Below are 26897 nucleotides of genomic sequence, written 5' to 3'. Positions count from 1 at the left end.
TGAACTTCTTCAGCCTCACACTCAATACAGATCGCTGGTTCGAGAAAATTCTAAGTACTGACTTCTACAGATGAGCGATCTTTTATTACAGTGCTGCTTTCTGGGGTATGAGATCGCCAATAGGAACGAACTCGGTCTCGGCGGTGTCGCCGACGGTTCTTGGCACTGTGGTATTCGGTACGCTTTTCGTTTGTGTGACTGCCGTTTCGATGGCCGCTGTATCGACAGGGAGTGTTTTAGGGGCCATCATGGGTATTGGGCTCTTGAGTTTCCTTCTGATGGTCGGAGCACAGTTGCTGGTCGGTACATTACTACGTCGACGACAGTGGATTAAGAAGAAAATCCGACCAATAGGACAGAAGCTTTTGAGCTAAGGGGCGGAATTCTCTCGCTGTATCGAGATAGGGATACGGCAAGAGCTCAGCGATCTTTTTTCAGCGAGAGAACCCGGGTGTTCTTCGAGTGCCTGGTTCGAGTCTATCACAGATCCGTCCGTCGATGCAGCCAGAACGTAGTTGCGACGAGAAGTGAGATGACCGCTATCGGGATTCCGAAGCCGGGCTGTTCGGCGGGCTCCGGGCTCGGTTCACTATCGGGGGTAGTCGGCTCTCCGTTGGCGTCGAACGCTTCGGGATGGAACGCCTCAGCCATTTGACGTAGCGGAACGACGATCCGTGGCCCGGCCTGACTTACGAGGTTTTCGTTGACGACGAGGGTCTGCTCGGAGCGAAACGCGGTGGTCGATGTGAACGGTTCCCCATCGGGTAATCCCGCGTGGCTCGGGGCGACTATCCACTCGGGGTCTTCTTCGACAAATACCTCATCGGAGATCTCGACGTATCCGGAGGTGCCGGCCTCCGCTGCGACGTTCGTGCCGCCCGCCGTCTCCAGTAACTCGTGAATAAACGTCTCGCTTCCGGCAGCAAAATTAAAGAAGTAATACAGCACTCGCGGTCGGTCGAGGTCCGCTACAGACGTTTCGATCTCCTCGATTTCCGTCTGGGTCGTGTTGACAGTCTCGGTCGCGGCTGCACACCCACCGACGAAGTGACCGTACAGCGCTGTCTTGTCGTAGATGGACTGGATCGAATTCTCCAATCCGAGTTGATACACCGTCAACCCGGTCTCGCGGAGTTGTGCGACGGTCTCCTCGCCGACGTAGTTCGGTGCGATGACGAGGTCGGGATCGAGTTCGACTACCCGTTCGACGTTCACCTGTTGGCCATCAGTTACGTCCGTTCGATTTTCCGAGCCATCGAGGTATGCGGTGAAGTCCTCAACGGGCATCCCACTTATATGGTCTTCGGCGCCGAGTTCCCAGAATACCTGCGCCGAGGAAGCATCGAGAACCACGACCTCGGTGGCCGGTTCCGTCAGTGTCACTTCGGTTCCCGTTGCGTCGGTTTCGGTAATCGGGAACGAACAGTCAGTCGCGTCGTGGGCGGCAGCCACTGGGCCGGTGGCTGCGGTGAAACAGATCAAAAAGAGGAGTGTCATCACAGCGGCCAATCGCAATCGATCATCCATTATAGGAATCTACCCCTCGGTCAATAAGTACTTTAACTAAACCAACCAGAGTTGAACTGTGCTCCTCCGTCGGATAGTCGTATGGTCGGCCGGGATTTCGGTCCTGTTGGCTGCGGTCATCACGACGAGCATTACAGTCGGACCAGCAGAGATCAGCCTCCTCGAGTCGATGCTTGCGGTTCTCAACGGCTTTGCCCTTCCGATGGTTGTCGACGGGAGTCTGCGGTGGGTTCGGCCGTTCACGTTCGATGTCTCCGAGACGACTGAAACCATTATCTGGTCGGTTCGACTGCCCCGGATCTTGCTCGGTGCGATTGTCGGGTTTGCGCTCGCGTCGGCGGGAACGGTGATGCAAGGATTTTTCCGGAATCCGATGGCAGACCCGTCGATCATCGGCGTCTCGACGGGGGCTGCGGTCGGCGCCGTTGCGTACATCGTCTCGCCGGTCGTGATACCGTACGGTCTGCCGGCCGCCGCGTTTTTCGGGGCGCTTCTCGCCGGATTCGGCGTCTATCTCATTGCGACCGAGGACGGTCGAACCCCGGTTGCGACCCTTCTACTCGCCGGTGTCGCCGTACAGACCTTCCTCGGAGCTGTCATCTCTTATCTCCTTCTTGGAGCCGGAAACAATCTTGAGCAGGCGATCTACTGGCTGATGGGACATCTCCACGCCAGCACCTGGGGGAAGGTTCGACTCATATTCCCGATCGTCGTCGTTCTTTTCGTGTTTCTGCTCGCATACACCCGCGACCTCAACGTCATGCTGCTCGGCGAAGACGATGCCCGGACGCTTGGCATCGATGTCGAACGGACGAGGCGCGTTTTACTGGCGGGGGCGAGTGTCACAACCGCCGCTGCCGTTGCCGTGTCTGGAGTCATCGGCTTCGTGGGGCTGATCGTCCCCCATATATTGCGATTACTCGTGGGGCCGGATCATCGAATTCTGCTGCCGACGAGTGCGCTCGCCGGCGCGGTCTTTCTCGTCGCAACCGATACGGTCGCCAGGATGGGGCCCGGTGAGGTGCCTGTCGGCATCATCACAGCCGCACTCGGAGCACCGTTCTTCCTCTATCTTCTTCGCCGCCGGGAGGTGCATGCGTTGTGATAGACATCGATAGTGTTCACGTCGAACTGGGGGATAATCAGATCCTTCAGAATGTTTCACTGCAGGTCGAAACGGGTGAATTTCTCGCGTTAATCGGGCCGAACGGCGCCGGTAAAACGACACTGCTGCGGGCGATCAACGGACTGGTGGCGCCGACGTCGGGGACGGTTTCCATCGACGGACACGATATCTCGGCGTTATCATCAAAGGCCGTCGGGCGACTTGTCACGACCGTTCCACAGGAGACATCCCTGGGGTTCGATTTCGATGTCGAAGATATCGTCACTATGGGCAGAACGCCCCACCGCGGTCGGTTCTCACCGCTGGGGGCGGCGGACAGAACAGCCGTCGAAACCGCATTAGAGCGAACGGAGACGGCGCAGTTTGCCGAACGACCCGTCGGCGATCTTAGTGGCGGTGAACGACAGCGTGTCCTGTTGGCTCGTGCATTAGCACAGGAGACCCCGGTCTTGCTGTTGGATGAGCCGACGGCGAGTCTCGATATCAACCACCAGTTTCGGACGCTATCGCTGGCGCGTGAACTGGCTGATGACGACAAAACCGTCGTCGCGGCGATTCACGACATCGAACTCGCGGCTCGGTTCTGCGATACGATTGCCGTCCTCGACGGCGGCGGGATTCGTGCCCTTGGTTCTCCGTCGACAGTCCTCACCGACGAAACGCTCGAGGAGGCCTTTGGCGTGCGGACGGTCGTCGGGACGAACTCGGCGACAGGTGGACAGACTGTCACGCCCGTCTCGGATGTCCCGCCAAACGACACACGGGTCCATATCGTCGGCGGCGGCGAGCGGGCAGCAGGCGTCATCGCCCGTCTCAGCACCGCCGGGATCGCGGTTTCGGTCGGGATCCTTCCGGAGAACGACGCCGCCGTCAATACGGCACGCCGATTAGCCGAGGATGTGGTGATCGCTCCACCGTTTAGCTCGCCCGATCTCGACACCCAACGGCGGGCGGCGGCTCTGCAGGACGACGCGGTAGCGACGGTGCTGACATCCGTGCCCTCCACTCCGAACCAGTCGCTGGTCGGGGAGGCTGATGGGCTCGTCGCGCTCGAAGGGATCGATCATCCCGCCGCCACACACACCACCTCCGAACGGAACTTGATCGCCACGATTCGGCGACTCTCCGGTATGTCGGAGCCAACGGATGCGCCCCAGAACTCGAACTGGCAACGATAACTGTCGTCCGGCAGAACAGTTCGTCCATTTGTCAGTCAGCGAACAGTCCTGGCCGGTGTTATAATAATAGTTTATCGATAGGGTCCGCTCTGGCTTGTTACACACTGCTTTTCAGTCTAAGAACCGTACCAAGATGGTGTTGTCATCACGAATACCCTCCTTCTCTCCGTCCGGCGAATGGAAACGAGAAATCGACAGCCCCATAGCTAACGGTGACGGCCTGTGAGTATTTCGACCCGTCTCAGTGGACTCTTCAGGGATCAATCCGAGCTAGACTTGACAAGCGGTTCGATCCCGAAATCACTGTTCTTCCTTTCTTTTCCGATTGTTATTACTAATTTGCTTCAGGTCGGCTACAACCTCGCCGACACGTTCTGGCTTGGCCGATACAGTACCGAGGCGCTCGCGGCAATCAGCCTCGGATTCCCGCTGGTCTATCTGTTCATCTCGCTGGGGCTCGGTCTAACTGTCGCTGGGAGCGTTTTAGTTGCCCAACACACCGGCGCGGACCAATCTGAAAGGGCCGAATATGCTGCGTCTCAGACGGTAATATTCACTTTGCTAGCCGGGGTTGGACTCGGTACTCTGGGTTTTAATTTCGTCGAAGAACTGCTACAGGTGTTCGCTGCAGAGGCGACCGTACTGACCCTAGCCGTCAACTACATGGAAATTATTAGCTTGGGACTGCCGTTTCTGTTCGGCTTTACTGTGTTTATTGCGCTGATGCGGGGTGCAGGTGACACAGTCACGCCGATGCTGGTCATGCTCGGCACGGTGATTCTCAACGTCGCTCTGGATCCTCTGCTTATTTTCGGTGTAGGGCCGTTCCCTCGATTGGGAGTCGAGGGGGCAGCAATCGCAACCGTTTTGGCCCGCGGATCAGCGATGGTTGTCGGCCTCTGGCTCATGCTACGTGGGTCTCACGGGATTCAGATTTACTTCCGGCAGATGGTCCCTGACCTCGGATACAGCAAGAAACTCCTACGCATCGGTATTCCAGCATCGATCGAAAATACCGGCAGAGCGATCTCCGTCAACGCTGTATTAATAATCGTAACACTGTTTTCGACATCCGTCGTCGCGGCGTTCGGTGTCGGCATCCGCGTTTTCTCGATGGTGTTCATGCCCGCTATCGCGATTGATCGAGGTGTCGAAGCAATGACCGGCCAGAATATTGGTGCAGGTCGGGACGACCGCGTCGTCGCAACCAACCGGTTCGCTGCAAGAGTGTCTCTCGTTCTGCTGTCGGGGATCGGAGTTATCACGTTCTTGTTTGCGCCGGACATCATCCGTCTGTTCGATAGCACGCCCGCAGTCGTAGCTGAGGGCGCAACGTTTCTCCGGTGGATCGCTCCCACGTTCGGCTTTGTCGGTGTGTTACGGGCCTACAGCGGTGGCTTCCGTGGAGCGGGAAAGACGCTGACTGCCGCCGCTATCGCAGTCCTGCTGTTCGGTTTCATCCGTCTGCCGATCGCCTACGTCGCTTCTCAGAACCTCGTTCCGGTTGACATCTGGTTTTTCGGCAGTCGAACACCCTCGGGGATCTGGTTCGCTTTTGCCTTTTCAGGCATCATCGCTGCTATCGTCGCCGCTGGCTGGTTTGAGCTCGGAAAGTGGCGTGGTGTGGAGCTGACACAGAAACTGGACGAGGAGACTTCTGACCGTGCTAATGAAGATTCTCCTGTCGCTGATAGAGAGCAACAAAACAGAGCTTGAATTCACCGAGTTCGATGTGATTTGTGACCCCTGAAAGAGGGAAGATGCGGGTCTCACACTCAACCCTGCACAGATTCCAGCCCGCTGGAATCGATCGATACACTGTATTTACGAGGTAACCGGTATAACTCCACAAGCTCGAAAAAGTATTTCGGGGGCGATTAAACCGTTTTAATCCGAGTAAACTCGATGAGATTCCGTGTGACGGTGTTCCCGGTTTATATCTCTCACAGCCGTCGTGTCAATTGCAATGTCAGTCTCAAAACCTCTGTTTGCGGTGCTGGCAGTCTTGGTTGTTGCTGGAACCGGTGCCGCAGCAACGGGTATCGCACAGACAGACACCGGCGCGTCGTCAGCGTCCGTCTCCGATCTCGAGATGGATGCGACGCTCAATAACGAAACCGTCACGGTAACCATGACCGACGATGGCGATCCCGTTGAGAACGCCTCGATCACCGTCGAAGGCGAAGAAGGGGTCACCCTCACCACCGACGCTGACGGAACCGCGACGGTCGACCGCTCGGCTCTCACGGAGGATGACGAGTCGGTTGAGGAACTCGAAGTCGGGTACGAATCCGACCATGCGGAGGGCGAACTGGAGTACGTTATTGAGGACAGTTCGCTGACCCTCGTCGAGGAGGAGTACGAGTACGAAATTGAGGAAGAAGAGGACGAAGAAGACGAGGCGGATGACGACGAGAGCGAGTCAGACGATGAACGTGAAGAGGCCGAAGAAGAGGAAGATGAGGACGATGAAGATGAGGACGATGAAGATGAGGACGATGAAGAAGAAAACGAAGAGAGCGATGACGATGATGGGGAAGAGGACGAACCTGAAGAAGACGAGTAATCGCCCGTAAACTCTCCCGTCCTACAGACGGAGGGGATAGTTCTTCGTCGATTCCAATTTCTCGTCCGCGAAATTCTCAATCAAGCGAGAGGCGTCAGCGTTCGAAAATCCGTAGCAGTTCGTCAGAAAAACGTAGGAACCGAAGAGTGCCGGGTACGGCACGACGGCGTCGGTGGTGCCTGCAATAGCGTCTGTCACGTGCGAGAGCGCCGTCTCACTGACTGGCGTTCCTGCATGGGCGAGGGCGACCATACCGACGTCGAAGGGATATGTGTCATCACTCATCGTCGGCGTCGCTCGTCGCTCGTCGCTTGGCGGCGGATCGTCTCGGCGTGATCCTCGGCGATCGAATGTATCTCTTCATCGGGGGCGTCGCGGTCGGTCACCGCCTCGGAGATGAGCTGTTCCGTCTTTTCGATGACCTTCTCGGGATCGGTCTCGGGCTTGAGGACTGCCTTGCCGTCTTCCTCGTGGATGTCGATTTCGGTACCGGGATCGCTCCCGAGGCGTTCCCGGACCTCCTGTGACAGCACGATTCACCCCTTGGAGTCCATCGTGATCATATTTCCACTAATCGTGAGGGGTTATGCGGTGCCCGCATCAAATGTTCGCGGCCTCAACGAGTTCGGCGGCTACCTGCGTAGCGTCTTCGGCTGTTTCTCCGAGAACATAGGAGATCGGCTCGATGCCGAACGCACCCTCGTGATAGACGATCCGTGGCACCTCGCTACGGGTCCGGAACCGCTTGCGGAGGCGTTGGTCCCTGTCGTCGTAGTCGGCGTCGAACTCGAGTGGGTCGATCCCACGGTCACGGGCAGCAGAGAGCAACGACGCCTCGGTGGTGAGATTGATCGCACCACGGATGGACGGATCGATAGCGTGAGCAGCAATAATCAGCGTCGAGACGTGTTTCGACGCACCGAATTCCGGGTCCGCCGGTATCTCGACCCGTCCCCGGATCGCGTGGGCTCGACCCGGGATTGCGGCCACGTCGGTCGGCGTCGTCGCGTCCGGAAGGGCCATCCCGATGTTGGTCCCGACGTTGGGGATGACCGAAGCCATCCTGTCATCGGTCGACAGGAGCCGCGCCGCGCGTCGGACGTTCGCCAGCGTCTCGCGTTCGATTTCCAGATCCGGATCGATCCCACGGACGCAGAGATCACAACTCATTCCCTGAAGCGCAGGCATCGCGTCCTCGTGGAGTTCACAGATCGGCCCCCGATCCTCGAAGGCCTCGATCAGGTCGAGCAGTTCAACCAGCGCGTCGTAACCGTCCATCGTCCCGCTCGCTAACCCGTCGGCGATCCGCTCGACGGTCGCCTGCGTCCGGGAGTCACCCGCGATCGGACCCGTTCGGCCAGGTTTGGCGTTGAGATACGAACTCACTGCCGCCTGTGTCACACCGAGATGATCGGCGATAGCCTGCTGAGTGAGTCCGTTGTCCGCGAGTTCGCGGGCGAGCATCGCCCTGATCGTCGGCAGAACATCCTCGACGACGATCTCACCCGGTAGCACCAGCGACATATACAACGCATCGACCAGATCAGATAAAAATCGTCCGGCGACCGCGAAAGTAAAACCAGGTTATATTAGTTAATTATAAACCGAGTGAGCAATCATGCAGGAGTATGAACGCCACTGAGGAACTTTCCACGATCGGCGGCCCGATCTGGGATGCCATCTGCGAGCACCCGATGGTTACCCGACTGGGTGCGGGAACGCTCGACGAGGAACCGTTTCGGTACTGGGTGCGCCAGGATTACGTGTATTTGATCGACTACGCGCGGGTCTTCGCCTACGGGGCGACTACAGCACCCGGTCTCGATCGGATGAGCACGTTCGCCGAGTTGCTGGATTCGACGATCAACACCGAGATGGACTTACACAGGGACTACGCGGCGGAATTCGGGATCTCCGAAGCCGAACTGGAAGCGACGACCCCCTCTCCGACGACACAGGCGTACACCGACTTTCTCGTCCGAACTGCGGTGACAGGTACCTTCGGCGACCTGGTCGCGGCGCTGTTGCCCTGTATGTGGGGGTTCAACGTCACCGGCCGGCGGCTAGCCGAGCAGGGGCGACCTGATCACGAGGGCTACGCCGAGTGGATCGATATGTACGCCGGAGAGGAGTTCACGGAACTCACCGAGTGGTGCAAGGACCTGATGAACGATGTGTGGGCCGACTCGACCGCTGCCGAGCGCGACCGCTATCGGGACCTGTTCCGGACGTCGGCACGCTACGAGTACCGATTCTGGGACGCCGCCTGGCGACAGGAGGAGTGGTCGGTATGAGCGACGGGACGCCCGACGAGACGTTCACCGAGTACCTAAACGCCCTCGAGGATGGCGAGGACGGACGGTTCACGAACTGGTGTCGCGCGCGTTCGGAGCCCGACTGGACCGCCGCGACCGGACATCGCTTCACTGAGGAACTTCGCGCCGGAAGGCTAAACGACGCGGTGTTCCGGGAATACCTCGTTCAGGATTACGCCTTCCTGGACTCGCTCGTTGGGGCCTTCGGTCACGCCCTCGGTGACGCGCCGTCGATGACCGCCAGATCCCGTCTCGTTGATTTCCTTGGGACGCTCACTGACGAAGAGAACGACTACTTCGAGCGATCCTTCGACGCGCTCGGTGTGCCCGAGACCGACCGGAACGATCCCGATCTGACGCCGACGACACGAGCTTTTCAGGATCTGCTTCGGGGGGCGGCTCGGACGGGCGGTTACGCGGAAACGCTCGCCGTGTTGGTCCCGGCGGAGTGGAGCTATCGCTCGTGGGCCGGCAAATCGATGGACGAACCGCCGGCACAGTTCTATCTCGCCGAATGGATCGAACTCCACGACAATCCCGCGTTCGACGAGTTCGTCGCCTGGCTTCGAGCGGAACTGGACCGGGAGGGAGCGGCCGCCTCACCGCGTCGACAGCGACAGCTAGCTCGTCTGTTCCGCCGAACGGTCGAACTGGAGGTTTCGTTCTTCGACAGCGCGTATAGATGGGCCGACAGCGAGACGGGATCGGACGACGTGACGGCGACCACCGTCGCGAACGGTGAGAGCCGATGGTAACCACGACCGTGGCGCTCGGTCTGACCGCCGCCACACTGGTCGGCTTTACCGCCCTCGGGCTCTGGTACTCGCGGGGAACGGTCGGAAGCGCCGAGGACCTCATCACTGCCCGGAACTCCGCCGGCAACGGCCGGACGACAGCGACGCTCGTCGCCTCGGTCATGGGCGTCTGGATACTGTTGGCTGCCCCGGAGGCCGGCGCGAGTTTCGGAATCGCCGCCGTCGTCGGGTACGCCATCGGCGAGGCGCTTCCGATGTTGGCGTATTCGAAACTCGGGCCACGGATCCGAAAGGTGATCCCCGCAGGCCACTCGCTGACCGAGTACGCCCACGCCCGCTACGGCGCGGCGATGTACGCCTTCGTCCTCGTTGTGAGTTCTCTGTACATGTTCGTTTTCGTCGCTGCCGAACTGACTGGCATCGCCGGCGCACTCTCGCTGGTGGCCGGCGTTCCCCAGTGGCAGACTGCCGTCCTCGTCGGCGGGTTCGTGCTGTTGTACACGAGTTACGGCGGCTTGCGGGCGTCGATCTTTACCGACTCGATTCAGGCAGTACTCATTCTCCCGTTGCTGGTCGTCGCCTTCGCGGGCGCGACCTTCACACTCGGTGGTGCCGGCGCGATTCACGAGGGAATCAACGCAGCGAACCCGGCACTGCTGGATCCCGGATTCGTCCCGGGCCTCCAGTTCGGACTCGGGCTCGCCTTCGCCATCCTCGGGGCCGAACTCATCAATCAGACCTGGTGGCAGCGGATCTACGCCGCCAAAGACAGCCGGACAATCGAACGTGGCTTTCGGAACGCAACCATCGCCAACGGCCTGATCGTCTTCCTTGCGGCGCTCTTTGGCCTCGTCGCGGCGGGCAATGCCGACATCGTGACCGACGTGACGAGTTCCTCGTATAACGCTGACGTCGCCTTCTTTGTCCTCTTGCAGGCAGCCTTCCCGGAGTGGACTGTCCTCGCGGTCGTCCTTCTGGCACTGTTACTCGTGATGAGTTCCGTTGACACGCTTTTCAATGCACTGGCCAGCATCGTCACCGCGGACCTGCCGCGACTGCTCGCTGACCCGGCCGACCGGGAACTCAAACTCGGCGCACGCCTGTTGACGGTCGTCGTCGCTGTCGGCGCGGTCTACGTCAGTCTCCGGGCACGAAGCGTGCTCCGTCTCTTTTTCTTCGCTGACCTGCTCGGTACCGCAGTCGCGTTCCCGCTCCTGTATGGCCTCTATTCGAAACGACTCACCGGTGGGGGTGCACTCGTTAGCAGCCTGATCGGTCTCGCGGTCGGACTGGCGTATTTCCCGGATTTCAGTGCCCTGATACGGTCGATTCCTGTCCTCGGTGGCGTCCTGCCGGCTGCGGATCCACTGTATCTGACTGCGTTCGGCGGCGCGTTCCTCACCTCGACTATCACAACGCTGCTCGTGGCCCGTCTCGCTCCCGGTGAATACGACCACAGCGACCTTGCGGCCGAGATCCGGCGCCTCGACGAGCCAGCGGCCGATGGCGGAGAGGTGAGCGACTGATGACAGCGATCAGTTCGACGCTGTTTGCAGTGCTGCTCTGGGGCGTAATTATCGGGGTAGCTCTCGTTTTCGTTTACCAGGTGTACGCGATCGCCAGCGACGCCGGCTTACTCGACAGCACATAGAGCGAACAGCGAGGCCCGAGAAGGGCCGTCGGGATACTCATCTCTCCGACGGACCGCAATCCCTCGTTTCGGTGAATCCAACGAGAGTCGGGGGGTCATTTCTTTACCAAACTTCCCGATTCATTTGATTGATACCAACAGCGGACCCTAACATACTATGGACAGAACAGAGATCCGCCATCAGTGGGACAAGATCTCCGAGACGTACGCACAGCGTCGAGATCCGGACGGGTCCGATACTGAGCTTATCGGGGAGTTGCTCGAACGGTTGCCGCCGGATCCGCGGGTCCTCGATATTGGCCCGGGCGATGGTGCGCGAACGCTGGCGAATCTGCCGGCAGGGAGTATCGGTGTCGACATCTCACGCCGCGGTCTCGAACTCGCAACCGGGACAGTGTCGGATGCAGTATTAGTTCAAGCCGACATGACCCACCTTCCGCTGGTGGCCGGGACAGTGGATGGTATCACAGCGTATCATGCCGTCTTCCACGTGTCAAGGACTGAGCACCCGACGGTCTATCGGGAGTTCGCGCGGGTGCTCAGACCGGGCGGCTGGCTGTTGGTTACCCTGCCGGGAAGTCGCTTTGAGACGATCCGGGAGAACTGGATGGGAGGGTCGATGCTGTTCTCCGCACCTGGCAGGAAAGCCACACTGAACCAGCTTCGGGACGCCGGCTTCGGGAACGTCCAGACCGAGATTGCGACCGATCCACTGGGCAGTAGCACCGAGTTCGCCTTCGCCCAGCTGGATTCATGACGTAGTGATTCGGTTTTGCAGCCTCATATCCGGCGATGAAAGAGACGCTGAACCATCTCTTTGAGACCGTTTTGAACGATCACTACTGATTATTTATTTTTACCGCAACCGCTTTTTCGGGTTTACTGACCGGAACAATAGACTGAGTTGGAAGCGTGACCTCGGAACGTTATCAGAAGTCCCCACTCTCGGCAGCTCTATCCTTTTTTAATTCGTCAACCGCAGCTGTGTCGTGTCCTGACGCGTATCCGTTCAGTTTGGCCGCTGCGGGAGACTCACGTAGTTGTGCCTCATCGTATCCTAGCTCTTCGAACGCGTTCATGAAAATGCGCTTCGAGCGGAGCGTGTACTTTTGATGATAATCCTCGGCGGGGTAGAACCGCGAAAGCTGCTCGATCCGAGTATCGATCGCGTCCGTGGAAAGCCCCCGTGTCTGTAGAAACTCTTCGAGGGCTTTCTGTTGAGCAGCCGTCTCTGTGAGTACGATGTTTTGATACTGTGTCTTTCGCGTCTGCGAGCGTGGGTCGTGGCTCCGGAATACGTGGCCAAGGAGGTCGGTGTAGCTGACTACATCGGGATCGAAGTCGAGCTGGAACATTTCAGTGTGGTCTCCGAGCGAGTGGTACGTCGGATCGGCTTTCGTGCCCCCCGCGTACCCGACCCGTGTTCGGACGACTCCGTCCAGTGCGCCGAACTCAGCATCCGGTCCCCAGAAACACCCCACCCCAAACGTTGCCGTTTCGGTCATCTCACTGGGTGGTGCCTGCGTGTCGTATTCGCGTATTGCGGTCGGTGTTGGTTTCATCGATCTGAATCTCCGGTGAAACGTGCGGAGCAGCCGCCGGAGGCGCCGCTGCATTATCTATGGGTAAGCGTTCGAGACAAAAGACATCACCGCCAAGAGATCGAGACACGGATTGCAATCCGAAAGGGGCTACTATAGTAGTCAGTAGTACTGTTTACACACCACTCACAGCCGGATGGCCAGCGACAGCCACGCTGGCCGGACACTCGCGGGTGGATCTACACTGACGTCCACCGACTACTATAGAGACCGGCACCACGAGTTTTACCGTCCGGTGAAGTAGGCCACGGCCTGAGTTTCGGGATTTATTTCGACGACTGGGTCGGCTTCACAGTTGCTACACCGTGGCGGTCTCTCGACATCTGCATACACTGTCTCGCACACGTCACAGGTGAAAAACCGGAGTCCTAGCACGGCAGTAGATCGGTACCGCTCGTTCAAATCGCTGTCGCAGGCTGAGCATATCGAGCGGCTGGACTGTTCGCTCCTTCCGGCGGCTGTCGAACGATTGCCGTATAAGACGGATCTGTCCCTGGGCGGTCGACGATTCGATCGGATAAACATAACATTCTATATCCCACACATTTAGACTGGAGACAAAGTTGTCTTTTCTAAAAGTCACATCACCGTTCGGATCCAATAATAATGACCGAGGTGCTTCCCCGGTAATTGCAACAATCCTGCTGGTTGCGATAATAACCATACTGGCGGCTATCAGCGGCACTTTGGTGCTTGGATTGGTTGATGATGTGTCTCCAGATGAGCCACTAGCATCCTTCCAGATGAACCAGAACGAAACAACGGTCGTGCTCACTCATACTGGTGGGGACTCACTTGAGGGAGAGAACGTGTATCTCCGAGCCGCGTCGGGCGGGTCGTTGGGCAATTATGCCGGTACTGACGGACAAGCCTGCAATGCAACACACGATACAATAAATCCGGGGACAGAGTGCCGGATCTCGGGAGCGCCAACAGGGGAGTTATTTCTTATATGGCGGTCAGACAGGCATTCGAAGGTTCTGTTCAGAGGGGAAGTACTCGAGCGTGGAACCTCCCCGACGTCGACACCGGCTTCCGCAGAGTCCGTCGAAGCGGTGAAGACTGAGGGGGTCGATACGCAAAGCTCAGAGATCGAGTTAGTAATCGAAAACACGGGGTCAAAGTCGGTGACTATTGTTGATTTTGCCGTCGATGCAACCGCGATTAGCAACGGCGTCTGGATCGACAACGGCAACTTGGGGAACCCCGAGTTTTGGACCTCCGGCGCAACTACCGATGGGAACGCAGACAAGGCGGGTCGGGATGATGACTCCTTCCTTGCTAACGGAACAACATACCGTCTTGAAAACAACAACGGTGAGAACGCCACACTGGCAGCCACCGATGATACCGTCACTGTCTCGTTTAGAGCATTTGGACCAGATGACAGGTGGATCGACGATTCAGATGAGTTGAAACTCGTGGATAACGAAGCGGACGCAGACGTTATCGTATATCTCGGATTGGGTGATGGAAGTACCGCTGAACTGTACCTACAGGTCGTTTGACCTCCTCCACACGGCTGAAGCCCTGTCTCTTACCCATAAGTTCACTGAGCTCCAAACGGACGCTTCAGACGCTTTTGATCCTGATCTGTAATCAGAAGATCGAGATGTGGAGCGATTCGGGCGGTGATATCGGTGGTAGGGGGGTTACTGAATGCGGGTGAACGAAATCGGAAACCGCTACATAAAGGAGTTATATCCGAAGATATCGGGATGTTCGGTTGAATGCATTGATCTCGGCACCGACCCGATTTGTGGGTAAGAGACAGGCTTAAACGGGCGGGCTTTCGCCTCAAACCGCTGTAAGTCATCCCCTAGAACGGTCGTACAACATCACGAAGTGGTTGCCGTGCTCTGCCTCATGTTCCTTGGCACGCTTGTGAGCCGTCACGCAATCGTTGATCTGGCGTTCGAGTTCACAGTCGTTACATTCGATTTTGCATGTCATGTGATGACAAACAACGTGCAGAGTAATCAGACTGACGGGGGCCTCCGGCCAGATCGTCTCAGAAGTTGGTTCTAACAGACGGTGGGTGGCCTGGGAATCCTATGTCCCTCGGAAGACTCCGCCGAACAGAAAGAGGGGTAGCACTGGATCCACACTGATCGAAATAGTGAAAGTGTAGACGGGCCTTGTTGTCTCATACGTCGCGAGGTTGCTTTTGAGTGTGTCTTGGGCGCCACCCCGGTGTGGCGTTTTGGTTAGCGAACAGCTTTTCGAATACGTTCCGAAAGGATCTGGTACTGTTCGCGGCCAACGCCTTTCTCTACATAGTCGGTCACGTCATCTAAGATCGCCTGCTTGATTACTTTCTTGCTCCCTTGCCCGGTATAGAGGATGAACGGCACGTTCGGATAGCGTTCTCGGATCTCGGTAAGAAATTCGAGGCCATCCGTCCCGGGCATCTGATAGTCGCTCACAATACAATCGAAGAATTCGGCAGAATTATTTAGTTGATTGAGGGCATCGAGTCCCTCTGATGCGCTCGAGACAGATGTGAAACTGAATCGATCGGATTGCTCTTTCAAGAACACTTCCGCCATCTCTAGATCATGGGGATCGTCATCGACGAGCAGTACTTCGATTGTATCCTTGGATCCAGTCGTAGTCCCGATTTCGTCCGTAGACAGCAGGTCTGCCCGTAGATAGCGCCCGAACAGATTGAGTGCCCGAAAAGACGGCATACAGACGGTTGTTTTACTGATACAATTGCCGGTGTCGGAGTAAATGACCGCCGCCGGCTCTTGATCACCGTCCGTCGGGGAGTTCGAAGGAGTTTTGAACTTGGTTACACCGTCCCGGCGGATACTGATCTGGTGGTCGGTTTCGGTCGACCGGAGACGGATTTGCGAGCTAGTAACGGAAAGTTGGTACGTGTGCCGTTCTCTTTTTTCTTCTCCGGTCCGACTTCGATACGTAGCGACGACTTCTATCCCGTCCAGTAGCTTCCTGTAGAGAACTTTCTGGAATTTAACCAATACCTCTACATCCGTGCTGATAGAGATCGTCTCTCGCTGATTGTCACCCCAAAAGGCGAGAGTGACTGTCTCAGTTGATCCAGCCTTCCGCAGCCGCGAGACCCCCTGAACGATGTCGAAGATACTTGAGAACTCTATCGTCCGTTTCGTCCCGTCTATCGCCACCCCAATCCTTTCATCGCTCACAACGATCCGGGATTGAAGCGACCGACCTTCCGTCGAGTGGCTTAATTCGACTTCGGCGTGGAAGTGTGCAACGATAGATCTCGACAAGGCACCAGTAGATATGGACAGCTACGTTATGATTGTTTCCACCGTTTTAGCTGATTGGGTTCATCCACAGGCAACGGATAGCATCGAGTTACCCTTCCGCAGATTGACGGATCAGTCTGCAAACCGGGTGAATGCGATCCCCACAAACCGATTGCCGGAGTCGACCCCGCTGTGCTGTCGAAGGGCATACCGGGCACCTGGATTTGAAAACCTATTAACTGGCAGTGCCTACGTCTGCAGACAATGAATTCGTCGCTGTCTCTATTATACGTCGGTATCGATAGAACAGATCAGTCCGCCATAATGGAGGTTCTCACGCGATCGGAGATTACAGCTGACTCCGTCTCTAAACCCGACGCCGAGGCAGCGTTGTCGTTTCTTGCGGACGCGGAGGAACCCCCCGACTGTATCGTCAGCGCCTACCACCTCCCTGGGATAGACGGCATCGAATTCAGCCAACGACGAGCTGGCCAGGGTACGGAACCGGCCGTTCCGCTCGTGTTATTCGTCGAAAGTGGTTCGGAATCGATCGCGGCGTCGGCACTCAACGCTGGCGTCTCGGGATACGTTCAGCGGGACCATCCAGACGCAGTTGATCGACTCGCAGATCGTATCCGAGACGGGATTGCCCCCTCCCGTTCTCGGGAACATGCCGGCACTGAACCCGCGTTTGAAAGCTGTCGGGCGGAATTAAACTGGGAGCGAGAGCGGATCGGTGAGATCAGGCGAGTGCTCTCTCATGATTTGCGGAGTCCTTTAAACGTGGCAAAGGGGTATACTCAGTATATTTCCACCGAAACAAAGGAGGACGACTATCAAGAAACCGACCGGAACGAACCGTTGTCCGAAATCACTACAGCCCTCGATCGTATCGATACGTTTCTTGACGATCTGAACGTGCTGATACAGCAGGGCCAGCCAGTCGGTTCCACAGAACCCTTAGGACTCACAGAGGCCGCTCGTTCGGCCTGGAGCCAGAGCAATACTAAAAAAGCAAGCCTCCAGATAATTGAACAAGAGCCTCTGGTCTCGGGGAAGATCGTGGCTAACCGCGAAAGAACGCTTGGACTATTGCGAGAACTGTACACCAACGCGGTTGATCACGGGCCGCCAGAAGTAACGGTTGAGGTCGGACCGCTGCCCGATGGATTCTACGTTCTCGATGACGGCCCCGGCATTCCTGAAGACAGCCGAAACGACGTTTTCCGGGCCGGGATGTCCGATCTCAAGGGACGGAATGGGCTCGGATTAGCACGGGTGAGCCATATTGCCTCCGCCCACGGATGGAGCGTTTCAGTACATGAAGGATCGGAAGGCGGCAGTCGTTTTGAGATTACTGGAGTTAATATCAGTACCAAGTGACCCCCTCGAAACGGTGAACGGCGCAGGTTCCCGTGCTGCACGTTTGGGAAATCTGCTGACTTGCAACCCGGTTGGCATGACTGGTCTCCTGGCGGGGCCACACCGCCGTTACTCCTCTGGCATACGGGATTCGAAGGTACCATCGAGTGAGAATCTGGCGGTCCGAAGGGGATTCCTCCGGACGTGGAGTCCCAAACTCGATAGTATCCGGTCACTCGGGCGGTGGGACTGCCCCAGTGTGCGCTTGAACAGCTGGACGGTGAACGCAAACGGAGGGTATGGTCCTCCTGTGAATGAGCCTCGAAAAGCCTCGGGGCGAACTCATCGACGCACGCCGTGCCGTACAGGACGAAGAACTGTCGTACGTGCTCGTCGGAGAGTGGACAATCTCGGCGTTTCAGACCCGGTTCACTACTGATGTCGATATGGTGATCCCTGAAACAGAACCCGATGCGTACGACGCTCTGCTCACTGAGTTGGGATACAGCAAAGTGTTCGATAACGACGTGGCAGACGTGTACGAGGGGCGAATCGTCCGGTAGTAAAAATCAGTCAGCGATAACGCGGTCGGGTTTGACGGCCCGTATCGTTCACTGATCGAGATCGACACCAGTGAACTCAAACCGTGCCCCGCCGTCACTCCCATCGACAACCGCAACCTGCCAGCCGTGAGCCTCAGCGATCCGTCTGACGATCGTCAATCCAAAGCCGGTCCCACCAGTCGCTGAGGTATGCCCGGGGTCGAACACCGTCTCACGGACGTCTTCCGGAATTCCTGGGCCGGTGTCTTCGACGTAAATCCCGTCGTCATCGATTCGGCCGATGCGGACGGTCACGTCTGGCCCGCCGTGTTCGATCGCGTTCCCGAAGAGGTTCTCGAAAACGTGCTGGAGCCGGCTCCGGTCACCACTAATCCTGATGTCGTCTTCGATTTCGATGGTTGCCCCGTCCGTTCGTACGTTTTTCCAGCATGCACCGACCAAATTGACCAGCTCTATCGGTTTCGGGTCCGAAACAACCTGTCCCTCCTTGGCGAGTGTGAGCGTATCAGCGACGATTTCCTCCATCCGGTCGAGTGACTCGATGAGGGGGGTAAGATGCTCACTGTCGCAGTCGTTGCCGAGCAGTTCTGCCCGACCCTGGGCAACGGTGAGTGGGTTCCGCAGATCGTGGGAGACCACGCTTGCGAACTCGTCGAGTTGCTCTTTTTGCCTCCGAAGATGGCGTTCCTGTTTGACCCGCTCGGTAATGTTCCGTGTGATACCGATGATCTGAGTCACCTCGTCGTCCGTAATAACTGGCGTGAGAACCGTTTGCCAAAACCGAGCGCCCGTCTCGACGGGGACTTCCTCCTCGTACGATATCGATTCTCGAGCGTTGGCACACTGCCGGTAGTTTTCACGCAGTTGCGCCCCGAGGTCCTCACCGAACACCTCGGTCGGGGTTTTTTCACGAACTTCGGCGGTTGTAATCCCGGTCTGCTCCTCGTAGGCTCTGTTCAGGCGTTCGAACTGAAACACGTTCTTTCCATCCGTTTGCTCGACGGTAAGAAAGAAAATAGCGTCCTCGACAGTCTCGAGGAGCGTTTTGTACTCTTCGGCGAGATGTTGGTACTGTCTTTCCTGTCGTTTGCGCTGGGAGATGTCACGGCTATTCACGAGGATGCCGCCGAGGTCCGGATCGTCGAACCGATTTTGCATCGTCGCCTCGATCCAACACCACGAGCCATCGGCCTGACGGAACCGTGTCTCGATTATTTTGGTATCCTCCGGGTTCGTCTGGATAGTCTCGATAGCGTCGGCCACGGCCTCACGGTCGTCCGGATGTTGATACTCGTAGCCGACTTCCCCGATCAACTCCTCGGGTTCGTATCCGAGGGTACGAGTAACCGAAGGGCTCACGTACGTAATCGTCCCGTCCGAATCGATAATCGTCGCAATATCCGAGAACTCCTCCACGAGCTTCCGGTACGACTCATCGTCCATGTGGGTGTTATGAGCGGTTCGTACATAACAGTGGTTGAAAATACTGTTCTATTGAAAATGCGAGAATTTTATCCGATATCGGACAATTTGAACCACCCGTCTAATCTGCCCTATGTAGCACTGTCCAGTGCTACGAGAGCAGCGATTCGGGGGATTCGAGCAGCGATTTCACCGTCCGGAGGAACCCGACGGCGGTCGCACCCTCGACGACACGGTGATCGTAGGTGAGTGTCAGATGCATCATCTTCCGCGGGACGACTTCGCCGTCGACGACACCGGGTTCGTCGACGATCGCACACATACCGAGCACGGCGGTCTGTGGCGGATTTATCTGCGGCGTGTTGATATACGCGCCGAGATTTCCTGCGTTCGAGACGGTGAACGTCCCGTTTTGCATGTCGTCGTGATCGAGCGTTCCGTCGCGCGCGCCGGACGCGAGTCGGTCGATCTCGCGGCTCAGCGCCCGGACGGTGCGATCGTCGGCGTCGTAGATCGTAGGAACCAACAGCCCCTCGTCGGTGTCGGCGGCGATGCCGACGTTGATATCCTCGTAGACACGGACGTTTTCCTCACTCGTTACTTCGGCGTTGAGGACATCGTGTTCCGGCAGCGATCGGGCGACGGCACGGACGACGAACGCGGTCAGCGACAGCGGGACGTCCTCGCCCCACGCTGCCGAGAGCTGATCGTACAGGGAAACGAGATCGGTCACGTCGACGCGGGCGACCGTCGTCGTGCTCGCGTACTCGTTGGCGACCGTGCTCATCCGGTCGAACATCACGCCCCGAGCGCCGGTCGGAGGCCCTTCCCGTGCGATCGCGGGCTCGTCGATCGATCCCGTGACCGGCTCGGTCCCGACAGCGGCATCCGGTCCGGGCCCGGTCGGCTCCGGTCCCGGCTCCCGGGGCTCGTTCTCGACGTATGCCGCCACGTCCGACGCCCGAACGCGGTCTGTCCCCGTCTCGTCGGCGACAGCCGACAGCGGAATGCCGTGGTTTGCGGCGAGCACGCGGGCCCACGGCGAGCCGAGGACATCTCCGTATTCGGGGTTCGAAACGGGCTCGACGGTGAGTTCGTCCGGCTCGGCCGCCGTCGTTACATCGTCCCCGTTTGTGTCCGCCCCGACCGGGGTGTACGCCTCCACATCGTCGCGGGTGATCTGTCGAACGCCTGTTTCTGCAGCGACGGCGGACAACGAGACACCCCGTTCGCGGGCGATCCGTCGGGCCGACGGGGTCGCGCGCGGCGCAGCGCCAGCCGGGTCCGAGTTGGGTTTCGGCTTCGATCCCGGATCCGGTTCTCCTTCCGGCTTCCCGGCCGGATCCGGCTCGCCGTCCGTCGGTTCGGTACCGGCGGTGTCGGCTCCTTCGATCGCCTCGTCGTCCGAGCCGATCCGGCCGAGTTCGGTCCCGACCGGGACCGTCTCGCCCTCCGCCACCGACCGTTCGAGGAGCACGCCGTCCTCGTCGGCCGTGATCTCGCTCGTCGCCTTGTCCGACTCGAAATAGAGGACCGGCTCGCCCGCGGAGACGGGCTCACCCTCCTCGAGTAGCCACTCGACGACGGTCCCTTCCTCCATCGTCTTCCCGCCTTTCGGTAGCGTAAGCGTTTGCATGGTTACCTCCCGAGGGTGTTCTGTACCGCCTCGATCACGTCCTCTTCGTCGGGGAGATACGCCTCCTCGAGGTTCTCGGCGAACGGGACGGGCGTAAACGGTGCGCCAACCCGTTCGATCGGCGCATCGAGATAAAACAGCGCTTCCTCCGCGACCTCGGCCGCGATCTCCCCGCCGAAGCCGCCGAACGTGGCCGCCTCGTGGACGATGACGAGTCGGTGTGTCTTGCGAACGGAGTCGAAGATCGGCTCCTTGTCCAGCGGGACGACGGTCCGTGGATCGATGACTTCCGCGTCGACGCCGTCCGCCTCGAGTCGCTCGGCTGCCTCCATGGCCACATCGACCATCCCACCGATGGCGACGACCGTCACGTCCTCGCCTTTCCGCTTGCGTTCGCTCCGGCACAGCGGGACGGTATACTCGCCGTCGGGTACCTCCCCTTCGTCCTCGTAGCGAAGCTTGTTTTCGAGGAAGATCACCGGGTCGTCGTCTCTGATCGAGGCCTTCAGCAGGCCCTTGTAATCGTGGGGTGTCGACGGGGCGACGATCTTGATCCCCGGGACGTTCTGAAACCACCCGATCGGGCTCTGGCTGTGATGGAGGCCGAACTGGTCGCCCGCCCCGTAGGTCGTCCGGACGACCATCGGGACGCCCGTCCCGTCGCCGTAATTGAAGTACATCTTCGCGGCAAAGTTCGTGATTTGATCGGCGATGATCGCCATGAAATCCCCGAACATGATCTCGACGACGGGGCGAGTACCGGTCAGCGCCGCACCGACTGCCGTCCCCCCGAGAGTCGTCTCCGACAGCGGGGTATCGAAGACACGCTCCTCGCCGAACCGGTCCTGGAGGCCGTCGGTGACCTGATACAGGCCGCCGTAGTCCCCGACGTCCTCCCCGTAGAGAAACACGCGCTCGTCGCGTTCGAGTTCCTCGGCCAGCGCCCGGTTGATACTCTCTCTGACGGTATGTTCGCTCATCGGACGACCCCTCCGTCGCGATCGACCTCGACGTCCTTGTAGACGTGGTACATCGTCTCCTCCGGCGGGGCGGGATCGTTTTGGGCGAACTCGAACGACGCCTCGATCTCCTCCCGGAGCGACGCGTCGAGATCTTCGAGCCACGCCTCGTCGACGACGCCGTCGTCGAGCAGACGATCGCGGTAGATCTTCACCGGATCCCGCTGCTTCCAGCGTTTGATCTCCGCTTCGTCGCGGCGTTCCTGGATGACTTCGGCGTGCGGCCGGTACCGGTATGTCTTCATTTCGAGGAGGGTCGGCCCGTTGCCCTCCCTGGCCCGGTCGACCGCCTCAGAGGTGGCCGCGAGGACCTCGTCGGCGTCCTGCCCGTCGACGACCGACGAGGGCAGGTCGTGGCCGGCGAACTCGATCAGATCCTCCTCGACCGCTGTCACCTGTTCGATCGGCGTCTCCTCCGTCCAGCCGTTGTTCTCGATGATGAATACGACGGGCAGATCCTCGACTGCGGCGTAGTTCAACGCGGTGTGGAACTCCCCCCGTGTCGTCGCCCCGTCGCCGAAAAAGACCGCCGAGACGCGGTCGTCCCCGAGTTGGCGGCTGCTCAACCCCGCGCCGACGGCCGCGTTCAGGTGGCTCCCGACCATGCCGGTCGTTCCGAGGATCCCGTGTTCGGTCGACCCCATGTGATGTTGGGTCGTCCGCCCTTCCGAGGGTCCCGACACGGTGCCGTACATCCCGGCCGTGACCTCCTTCAGCGGGACACGCATCAGGATCGGCGCCCGCGTCCGTAGCGACGGTGCGATCCAGTCGTCCTCCGAGAGCGCATACGTCGCCCCGACGCCGACGGCCTCCTGTCCGATGCTCAGATGCGGAAGCTCTGGAACGCCGCCGGATTCGTATGCCTCGAGGACCGTCTCCTCGAACCGCCGGGCGAACAGGAGGTTCTCGTAGATCTCGCGTCGTTGCTCGTCGTTCAGATTCATACGGTGTGATCGGGTATCATTCACAGTGCGTATTAACATTCCTGTGTTTTGGCCAACAATCCGTACTTTGTTGGATATCGTAGCTTCGGATACCTGTCGATGCGACTCGAAGGGGACGACGATACACCCCTTGCTCATATCGGCGTATCCGACACGATCGCCCGGCACACGGGGTCGTATCTCAGTTGCAGGCAGACAAATTGTTCAGTACGAACGGGGCACCTGTCGGGTGAAGAAGGTCATGGAACAGGTCTTTGAGCCTTCCAGGGGTTTTTGTGGTCGAGCACAGAGTACGAAGTGTGAAACGTCGTCAGTTACTCGGAGCTAGCGGTCTCACTCTAGCCGTCTCACTTGGTGGCTGTGCTTCGATAGGGGAAACACAAGCGGAATCGGAGTTTACGGTGACAACGACGGACGAAATATCGGTCGAAAAACGCACAAGCGAGTTTGCGCGCTCGTACCCCGGACAGGAGCCCTTTGCCGAGCTTGTTTTCGGGGAGAAATCAAAAACGTCGGACGATTACCACGGGGTGGAAATATACAACGATCATGACGGTTCGGTTGGGATCTCACTAACTGTCAACAGAGAGTCGAACGAAAGAACGCTGGTATTTGAAGGCGAGGGAACGATCTCAGACAACGAATACGTGGTAATTGCCATTTCCGACCCCGCGACGTATATCAACAAACTCGAGGCAAGTGGCGACGACGTGAATCTTCAGAAGACCTTTGAAGTGCCACAGAGCGCATGGGAAGCGAGACCGGAGGACGACAAAGGCATTAGCCCAGAGCATAACGTCCATATCCAAAACAACGGGATCGACGTACGATTTGTCGGCGAAGAGAGATGAACGTAGCAGCCCCAGAGAACGTTGAGAGGCTGCGTCGACGCTCTCTGTGTTGCGTTTCTTCCTGTGACTGGCTCTCTTTCTTTCGGCGAGAGAATCCGGGTGTTCACGGCGAGGATGAATCGCGTAAGCACGGATACCCAGCCCCTCTGAGTGCTGGACTCCGGCGATTCATCTGTTGAGCCGAAGCGTGATCGTCGTTCCCGCATCACCGGTCTCGTAGGTGATGGTGCCATCGATTTCGTCGACGACCATCGTCACGATCCAGAGCCCGATCCCACTCCCGTGAGCAAGGACGTCTTCCCGCCCCCGCTCGAGTACGGTCAGCTCGTTCGGCGGGATACCGGGCCCGTTGTCGGCTATCTCGATTACGACTGCGTCGTCCCGCTGTTCGAGTGACACCTGAACCTCGGCGTCGGCTGCGGAATTGTGCTCAGCAGCGTTCTCGATGAGGTTCCGAACCGCGGGTTCGATATCGGGTGTTGTTTCGACTGAACACGCTGGAGGACAGTCAACGACGAAAGTGGTGGAAGGATACGTCTGTTCGTACTCGGCGACCGTCGTGGTAAGAAGCTCGCACAGCGCCACCGGTGTTGTCCGTCCGCGGTTCTCTGCGACGTCTTTCATCACCCGCGTCTTTGTGCTGATTGAGTGTAGATCATCAGCGGCATCGTACACAGCGTGTGCGTGGGCCTGCTCCGGACCGTTGAGGTTGTCGATCAGCTCTTGGCTGTTCGCTTTCACAATATCGACGTTGTTGCGGATGTTGTGTCTGAGCGAACGGGTGAGAATCTGCTTGAGGAGAGCTAGTTTCTCCTGTTGGCGACGCTGGGTGGTGACATCACGAAGGGTGACAGCGACGCCTTGGTTATCCCCAAAGGAATCGAGAGGCGCGGCATACAGCCGGTAAACACGATCCTCGCCGTCGCGGCTGAGTGTCACCTCGGCTTCGCTCGCCTCCGGAGTATCTACAGGAACGGCATTAATGACTGCCGCCGGCAGCACCACGTCGCCCCGGCACCCAGTGGCTAACGCCCCAAACATCGCCTTCGCCGGGGCGTTGAAGTCCACTACCCGCTGTTCCGGGTTGAGTACGACAACTGGGGCGGTGATTCCATCGATCACATCAGACATGTCGACTGGCGTGTACCCGAAGAGATCGTACCGGTACAGACCGACCACATAGGAGACACCGACACCTGTCACGGCTAATGCGGGATAGTCAACACCGGAGACGGCGTGGGGAATCGCATCTTCGAATACTTCGACCAAAATAGTCCCGGTTGTTGCGACGAAGACAAGCACAATCTGCCATGCCTGCACGTAGTTCGCGGTCAAGAGCTTGTACAGAATCAATCCAGAGCCGACAGCAAACGCCGCCAGCGCGAGTACCTCAACGACCCCGGCAAGCGCGGTATCGGTCCACGTCACGAAGGTGAACGGCTCCTCGATCGTCGTCGGGTCCGTGTTTGTGATCGCCGCGATGGGTGGAAACGACTCCACGAGGAGCATGGCTACCGCCACGCCAGCCAGCGGGTATCCGACTAGCCGCCGAGTGAGCACTGCGCGGTATCCCGCATAGACAGCAGCGAAATAAAACCAGACGATCGTAATCAGTACCTGAAAAAACTGCTCGATTAAGTGCAATTCCCAGGCGAGTGAGACCGGGCCGACAATTCTGAGCAATACGGTCGCGTTCCATGCGACGGTGACCAATAGGAACACGAGAAACGCCTGTGCGGCGTACTGGTCTCGCCGATGGTACGTCCAGACGACACACGCGAAACCAAGGACACACGCGAGACTAAACGCGGACATATGCCAGAAGAGCACGCTACCGGATGTGGAGAGCATGAGGCCTGATGGAGGGCTCGGGAAGTTATCTAATGGTAACTGCTACCATCATATAATACCAATCATTTCGTGTTGGGAACCGCCTCGGGATCGAGTGATTCAAGAGTCGTCGAGTCTCGGCATCACGAAACGCTCATCTGGAGCACGTTGTTGGTGAGTCAGAATAGCTCGAACGACCCCTTCGAGAGCTTCTTGACCGGGTTTTCGTGAGATTCGCCGACGAAGCCGGAAGGCTCTGAGATAGGGCGTGAGCCTGTCTTTTGAGACGCCTCGGTGCGGCGAGAGCCACCGTCGCACGCGTCACTCTTGCCCGCTACGCTTCTCCGGTGGTCGCTCTACTCGACCAGCAACCTGCTTCCGAAGTGCGTGATATCGTTTAACACATCGTTTTTGAGTTCCGAGAGTACCCGTCCAAAATTCAGGCTATCGGCGTTGTTACGAGGAACGTGTCCACTTCAGGTGCGATCACGTCGGGAGCCTCGCTGGGTCCGCTGTGGCTGATGCCATCGAATTCGACGAGACGACTCTCGGGAAGTGCTTCGTGGACATCGCGGGCGCCTTTCCGAAGGAAATCCGGGCCGTCAGTCCCGGTCAGAAGAAGCACTGGCGCGTCGACATCGAGTTGATCAGGGAGTCGGTACTGTTCGACAGCGCGGTTCATCCGGACGACTTCTTCGGCGAGGTCCACACAGTCCGGCCAGACCGGCCACTCGTCTAGCCAAGCGTCGAGATCGTCGATTTCCTCGGGATGGAGCACGCGTTCGATGTAGCGTTTCACTGCCTCGTGGCGATCTCCTTCATCGATAAGGGCGGCCATGCGGGCGGCCAGATCAGCCTCTTTGCGGAACGCATCGGGGAGAACCGCCGGTTCGTATGCGACGACCGCCTTGACGGCTGCATCCGTCGCCGCTTCGATGGCCGTCAGGGCGCCGAAGGAGTGGCCGAACAGAACCGGTGGCTCCTCGATGGTATCAACGAGCGTGCGTACGTAGTCAGTCTCCCGATTGAGCACGTCGGCAGCACCGGTTTCAGCTGGATCGTCGAGGCATGTCCCAAACCCCGGTCGCTGAGGGACGATCGCGGCGTATTCCTCGAGGTGGGGAATGACTGGACCCCAGTACTGCCGTGGGGCCATCCCGCCGTGAAGCAATATCAGGGGCTGACCGTTTCCGTGTTGTTCGATTGCGATGCGACTCTCATCCGCCGTCGATAGTGTCTGCATCGGTGCATCGTATCGTATTGGCGTGCGCCGGGAAGGAGTGTCTCTCAGTCGTTCGGTCTTTTATATAAGGGT

At 58.5% G+C, this 26897-nt stretch carries 26 protein-coding genes and 1 pseudogene; 13 read left to right on the top strand and 14 right to left on the bottom strand.

Annotated features, from left to right (window positions below):
* Positions 1–480: 480 nt before the first annotated feature.
* On the bottom strand, positions 481–1527 hold the full coding sequence (locus tag KM295_RS12290; RefSeq protein WP_256030250.1) for a PGF-CTERM-anchored ABC transporter substrate-binding protein: 1047 nt from the start codon (positions 1525–1527) through the stop codon (positions 481–483).
* Positions 1528–1585: 58 nt separating this feature from the next.
* Between KM295_RS12290 and btuC the strand changes: the two genes are divergently transcribed.
* From btuC to KM295_RS12270, 4 genes are all read left to right on the top strand, one after another.
* A complete protein-coding gene (btuC, locus tag KM295_RS12285) occupies positions 1586–2632 on the top strand; it encodes a vitamin B12 ABC transporter permease BtuC (RefSeq protein ID WP_256030249.1) in 1047 nt (348 codons plus the stop codon).
* A complete protein-coding gene (locus KM295_RS12280) occupies positions 2629–3831 on the top strand; it encodes an ATP-binding cassette domain-containing protein (protein ID WP_256030248.1) in 1203 nt (400 codons plus the stop codon). The genes btuC and KM295_RS12280 overlap by 4 nt, the downstream gene beginning before the upstream one ends.
* 222 nt (positions 3832–4053) lie before the next feature.
* Entirely contained in the window at positions 4054–5547 is a 1494-nt protein-coding gene (locus KM295_RS12275) for an MATE family efflux transporter (RefSeq protein WP_256030247.1), read from the top strand.
* 250 nt (positions 5548–5797) lie between these two features.
* Positions 5798–6397, top strand: coding sequence for a hypothetical protein (locus KM295_RS12270; RefSeq protein ID WP_256030246.1), 600 nt, complete (start codon positions 5798–5800; stop codon positions 6395–6397).
* 21 nt (positions 6398–6418) lie between these two features.
* On the opposite strand, the gene KM295_RS12265 is transcribed toward KM295_RS12270, so the two are convergent.
* The 3 genes from KM295_RS12265 to KM295_RS12255 form a co-directional block, all read right to left on the bottom strand.
* The gene (locus tag KM295_RS12265) at positions 6419–6682 is read right to left on the bottom strand and encodes a hypothetical protein (RefSeq protein WP_256030245.1); all 264 of its coding nucleotides are present in this window, start codon (positions 6680–6682) and stop codon (positions 6419–6421) included.
* Positions 6679–6930, bottom strand: a complete 252-nt coding sequence (locus KM295_RS12260; protein WP_256030244.1) for an AbrB/MazE/SpoVT family DNA-binding domain-containing protein — start codon at positions 6928–6930, stop codon at positions 6679–6681. The genes KM295_RS12265 and KM295_RS12260 overlap by 4 nt, the downstream gene beginning before the upstream one ends.
* Positions 6931–6997: 67 nt before the next feature.
* Positions 6998–7921 (bottom strand): thiamine-phosphate synthase family protein, encoded by a 924-nt coding sequence (locus KM295_RS12255; protein WP_256030243.1) that lies wholly within the window; start codon positions 7919–7921, stop codon positions 6998–7000.
* 104 nt (positions 7922–8025) lie between these two features.
* Here KM295_RS12255 and tenA point away from each other — a divergent pair, with 104 nt between their 5' ends.
* The 5 genes from tenA (at position 8026) to KM295_RS12230 (ending at position 11875) form a co-directional block, all read left to right on the top strand.
* Entirely contained in the window at positions 8026–8691 is a 666-nt protein-coding gene (gene tenA / locus KM295_RS12250; protein ID WP_256030242.1) for a thiaminase II, read from the top strand.
* Positions 8688–9467: a TenA family protein gene (locus tag KM295_RS12245; RefSeq protein WP_256030241.1), complete on the top strand. Its 780-nt coding sequence runs from the start codon at positions 8688–8690 to the stop codon at positions 9465–9467. Before tenA ends, KM295_RS12245 begins: the two co-directional genes overlap by 4 nt.
* A complete protein-coding gene (locus KM295_RS12240; protein WP_256030240.1) occupies positions 9461–10993 on the top strand; it encodes a sodium:solute symporter family transporter in 1533 nt (510 codons plus the stop codon). Before KM295_RS12245 ends, KM295_RS12240 begins: the two co-directional genes overlap by 7 nt.
* Positions 10993–11118, top strand: coding sequence for a hypothetical protein (locus tag KM295_RS12235; protein WP_256030239.1), 126 nt, complete (start codon positions 10993–10995; stop codon positions 11116–11118). Before KM295_RS12240 ends, KM295_RS12235 begins: the two co-directional genes overlap by 1 nt.
* 157 nt (positions 11119–11275) lie before the next feature.
* Positions 11276–11875: a class I SAM-dependent methyltransferase gene (locus KM295_RS12230; RefSeq protein WP_256030238.1), complete on the top strand. Its 600-nt coding sequence runs from the start codon at positions 11276–11278 to the stop codon at positions 11873–11875.
* Between the two features lie 172 nt (positions 11876–12047).
* Here KM295_RS12230 and KM295_RS12225 read toward each other — a convergent pair whose 3' ends face one another.
* A complete protein-coding gene (locus KM295_RS12225; RefSeq protein ID WP_256030237.1) occupies positions 12048–12680 on the bottom strand; it encodes a peptide-methionine (S)-S-oxide reductase MsrA in 633 nt (210 codons plus the stop codon).
* A gap of 602 nt (positions 12681–13282) precedes the next feature.
* Between KM295_RS12225 and KM295_RS12220 the strand changes: the two genes are divergently transcribed.
* A complete protein-coding gene (locus KM295_RS12220; RefSeq protein ID WP_256030236.1) occupies positions 13283–14227 on the top strand; it encodes a type IV pilin domain-containing protein in 945 nt (314 codons plus the stop codon).
* Positions 14228–14531: 304 nt separating this feature from the next.
* Here the strand turns inward: KM295_RS12220 and KM295_RS12215 are convergent, their stop codons facing one another.
* Complete coding sequence (locus KM295_RS12215; protein ID WP_256030235.1) at positions 14532–14672, bottom strand: hypothetical protein; 141 nt, start codon at positions 14670–14672, stop codon at positions 14532–14534.
* A 254-nt stretch (positions 14673–14926) separates the two neighbouring features.
* Positions 14927–15976, bottom strand: coding sequence for a response regulator (locus KM295_RS12210; protein ID WP_256030234.1), 1050 nt, complete (start codon positions 15974–15976; stop codon positions 14927–14929).
* Positions 15977–16219: 243 nt separating this feature from the next.
* Here KM295_RS12210 and KM295_RS12205 point away from each other — a divergent pair, with 243 nt between their 5' ends.
* Together KM295_RS12205 and KM295_RS12200 are read left to right on the top strand one after the other, a co-directional pair.
* A complete protein-coding gene (locus KM295_RS12205; RefSeq protein ID WP_256030233.1) occupies positions 16220–17338 on the top strand; it encodes an ATP-binding response regulator in 1119 nt (372 codons plus the stop codon).
* Positions 17339–17631: 293 nt separating this feature from the next.
* Positions 17632–17880 carry a hypothetical protein gene (locus KM295_RS12200; protein WP_256030232.1) on the top strand — a complete coding sequence of 83 codons (249 nt, stop codon included), beginning with the start codon at positions 17632–17634 and terminating at the stop codon, positions 17878–17880.
* Between the two features lie 48 nt (positions 17881–17928).
* Here KM295_RS12200 and KM295_RS12195 read toward each other — a convergent pair whose 3' ends face one another.
* From KM295_RS12195 to KM295_RS12180, 4 genes are all read right to left on the bottom strand, one after another.
* Positions 17929–19323, bottom strand: coding sequence for a PAS domain-containing sensor histidine kinase (locus tag KM295_RS12195; RefSeq protein WP_256030231.1), 1395 nt, complete (start codon positions 19321–19323; stop codon positions 17929–17931).
* Positions 19324–19453: 130 nt separating this feature from the next.
* Entirely contained in the window at positions 19454–20938 is a 1485-nt protein-coding gene (locus tag KM295_RS12190) for a dihydrolipoamide acetyltransferase family protein (RefSeq protein ID WP_256030230.1), read from the bottom strand.
* Positions 20939–20940: 2 nt separating this feature from the next.
* The gene (locus tag KM295_RS12185) at positions 20941–21918 is read right to left on the bottom strand and encodes an alpha-ketoacid dehydrogenase subunit beta (RefSeq protein ID WP_256030229.1); all 978 of its coding nucleotides are present in this window, start codon (positions 21916–21918) and stop codon (positions 20941–20943) included.
* On the bottom strand, positions 21915–22901 hold the full coding sequence (locus KM295_RS12180) for a thiamine pyrophosphate-dependent dehydrogenase E1 component subunit alpha (protein ID WP_256030228.1): 987 nt from the start codon (positions 22899–22901) through the stop codon (positions 21915–21917). Before KM295_RS12180 ends, KM295_RS12185 begins: the two co-directional genes overlap by 4 nt.
* A 299-nt stretch (positions 22902–23200) precedes the next feature.
* On the opposite strand from KM295_RS12180, the gene KM295_RS12175 reads away from it, so the two are divergent.
* A complete protein-coding gene (locus KM295_RS12175) occupies positions 23201–23752 on the top strand; it encodes a hypothetical protein (protein ID WP_256030227.1) in 552 nt (183 codons plus the stop codon).
* Positions 23753–23920: 168 nt separating this feature from the next.
* Here the strand turns inward: KM295_RS12175 and KM295_RS12170 are convergent, their stop codons facing one another.
* The 3 genes and pseudogenes from KM295_RS12170 to KM295_RS12160 all read right to left on the bottom strand — a co-directional run bounded on the left by KM295_RS12170 (position 23921) and on the right by KM295_RS12160 (position 26825).
* On the bottom strand, positions 23921–25603 hold the full coding sequence (locus KM295_RS12170) for an ATP-binding protein (RefSeq protein WP_256030226.1): 1683 nt from the start codon (positions 25601–25603) through the stop codon (positions 23921–23923).
* Between the two features lie 159 nt (positions 25604–25762).
* Positions 25763–25897 (bottom strand): annotated as a pseudogene (locus KM295_RS12165) (IS1595 family transposase); the annotation flags it as partial.
* Positions 25898–26021: 124 nt separating this feature from the next.
* Positions 26022–26825 (bottom strand): alpha/beta fold hydrolase, encoded by an 804-nt coding sequence (locus KM295_RS12160; protein WP_256030225.1) that lies wholly within the window; start codon positions 26823–26825, stop codon positions 26022–26024.
* Between the last annotated feature and the right edge of the window lie 72 nt (positions 26826–26897).

It is taken from the genome of Natronomonas aquatica, assembly GCF_024449025.1.
GTDB lineage: Archaea > Halobacteriota > Halobacteria > Halobacteriales > Haloarculaceae > Natronomonas > Natronomonas aquatica.
This window is presented reverse-complemented; position numbering and strand designations above follow the sequence as displayed.

Bases quoted from the DNA above. Each gene is read 5' to 3' on its own strand.
- KM295_RS12290 (WP_256030250.1), bottom strand. From the start codon at position 1,527: ATGGATGATCGATTGCGATTGGCCGCTGTGATGACACTCCTCTTTTTG.
- KM295_RS12270 (WP_256030246.1), top strand. From the start codon at position 5,798: ATGTCAGTCTCAAAACCTCTGTTTGCGGTGCTGGCAGTCTTGGTTGTT.
- KM295_RS12265 (WP_256030245.1), bottom strand. From the start codon at position 6,682: ATGAGTGATGACACATATCCCTTCGACGTCGGTATGGTCGCCCTCGCC.
- KM295_RS12255 (WP_256030243.1), bottom strand. From the start codon at position 7,921: ATGTCGCTGGTGCTACCGGGTGAGATCGTCGTCGAGGATGTTCTGCCG.
- tenA (WP_256030242.1), top strand. From the start codon at position 8,026: ATGAACGCCACTGAGGAACTTTCCACGATCGGCGGCCCGATCTGGGAT.
- KM295_RS12245 (WP_256030241.1), top strand. From the start codon at position 8,688: ATGAGCGACGGGACGCCCGACGAGACGTTCACCGAGTACCTAAACGCC.
- KM295_RS12240 (WP_256030240.1), top strand. From the start codon at position 9,461: ATGGTAACCACGACCGTGGCGCTCGGTCTGACCGCCGCCACACTGGTC.
- KM295_RS12235 (WP_256030239.1), top strand. From the start codon at position 10,993: ATGACAGCGATCAGTTCGACGCTGTTTGCAGTGCTGCTCTGGGGCGTA.
- KM295_RS12230 (WP_256030238.1), top strand. From the start codon at position 11,276: ATGGACAGAACAGAGATCCGCCATCAGTGGGACAAGATCTCCGAGACG.
- KM295_RS12225 (WP_256030237.1), bottom strand. From the start codon at position 12,680: ATGAAACCAACACCGACCGCAATACGCGAATACGACACGCAGGCACCA.
- KM295_RS12215 (WP_256030235.1), bottom strand. From the start codon at position 14,672: ATGACATGCAAAATCGAATGTAACGACTGTGAACTCGAACGCCAGATC.
- KM295_RS12205 (WP_256030233.1), top strand. From the start codon at position 16,220: ATGAATTCGTCGCTGTCTCTATTATACGTCGGTATCGATAGAACAGAT.
- KM295_RS12200 (WP_256030232.1), top strand. From the start codon at position 17,632: ATGAGCCTCGAAAAGCCTCGGGGCGAACTCATCGACGCACGCCGTGCC.
- KM295_RS12195 (WP_256030231.1), bottom strand. From the start codon at position 19,323: ATGGACGATGAGTCGTACCGGAAGCTCGTGGAGGAGTTCTCGGATATT.
- KM295_RS12190 (WP_256030230.1), bottom strand. From the start codon at position 20,938: ATGCAAACGCTTACGCTACCGAAAGGCGGGAAGACGATGGAGGAAGGG.
- KM295_RS12185 (WP_256030229.1), bottom strand. From the start codon at position 21,918: ATGAGCGAACATACCGTCAGAGAGAGTATCAACCGGGCGCTGGCCGAG.
- KM295_RS12180 (WP_256030228.1), bottom strand. From the start codon at position 22,901: ATGAATCTGAACGACGAGCAACGACGCGAGATCTACGAGAACCTCCTG.
- KM295_RS12170 (WP_256030226.1), bottom strand. From the start codon at position 25,603: ATGCTCTCCACATCCGGTAGCGTGCTCTTCTGGCATATGTCCGCGTTT.
- KM295_RS12160 (WP_256030225.1), bottom strand. From the start codon at position 26,825: ATGCAGACACTATCGACGGCGGATGAGAGTCGCATCGCAATCGAACAA.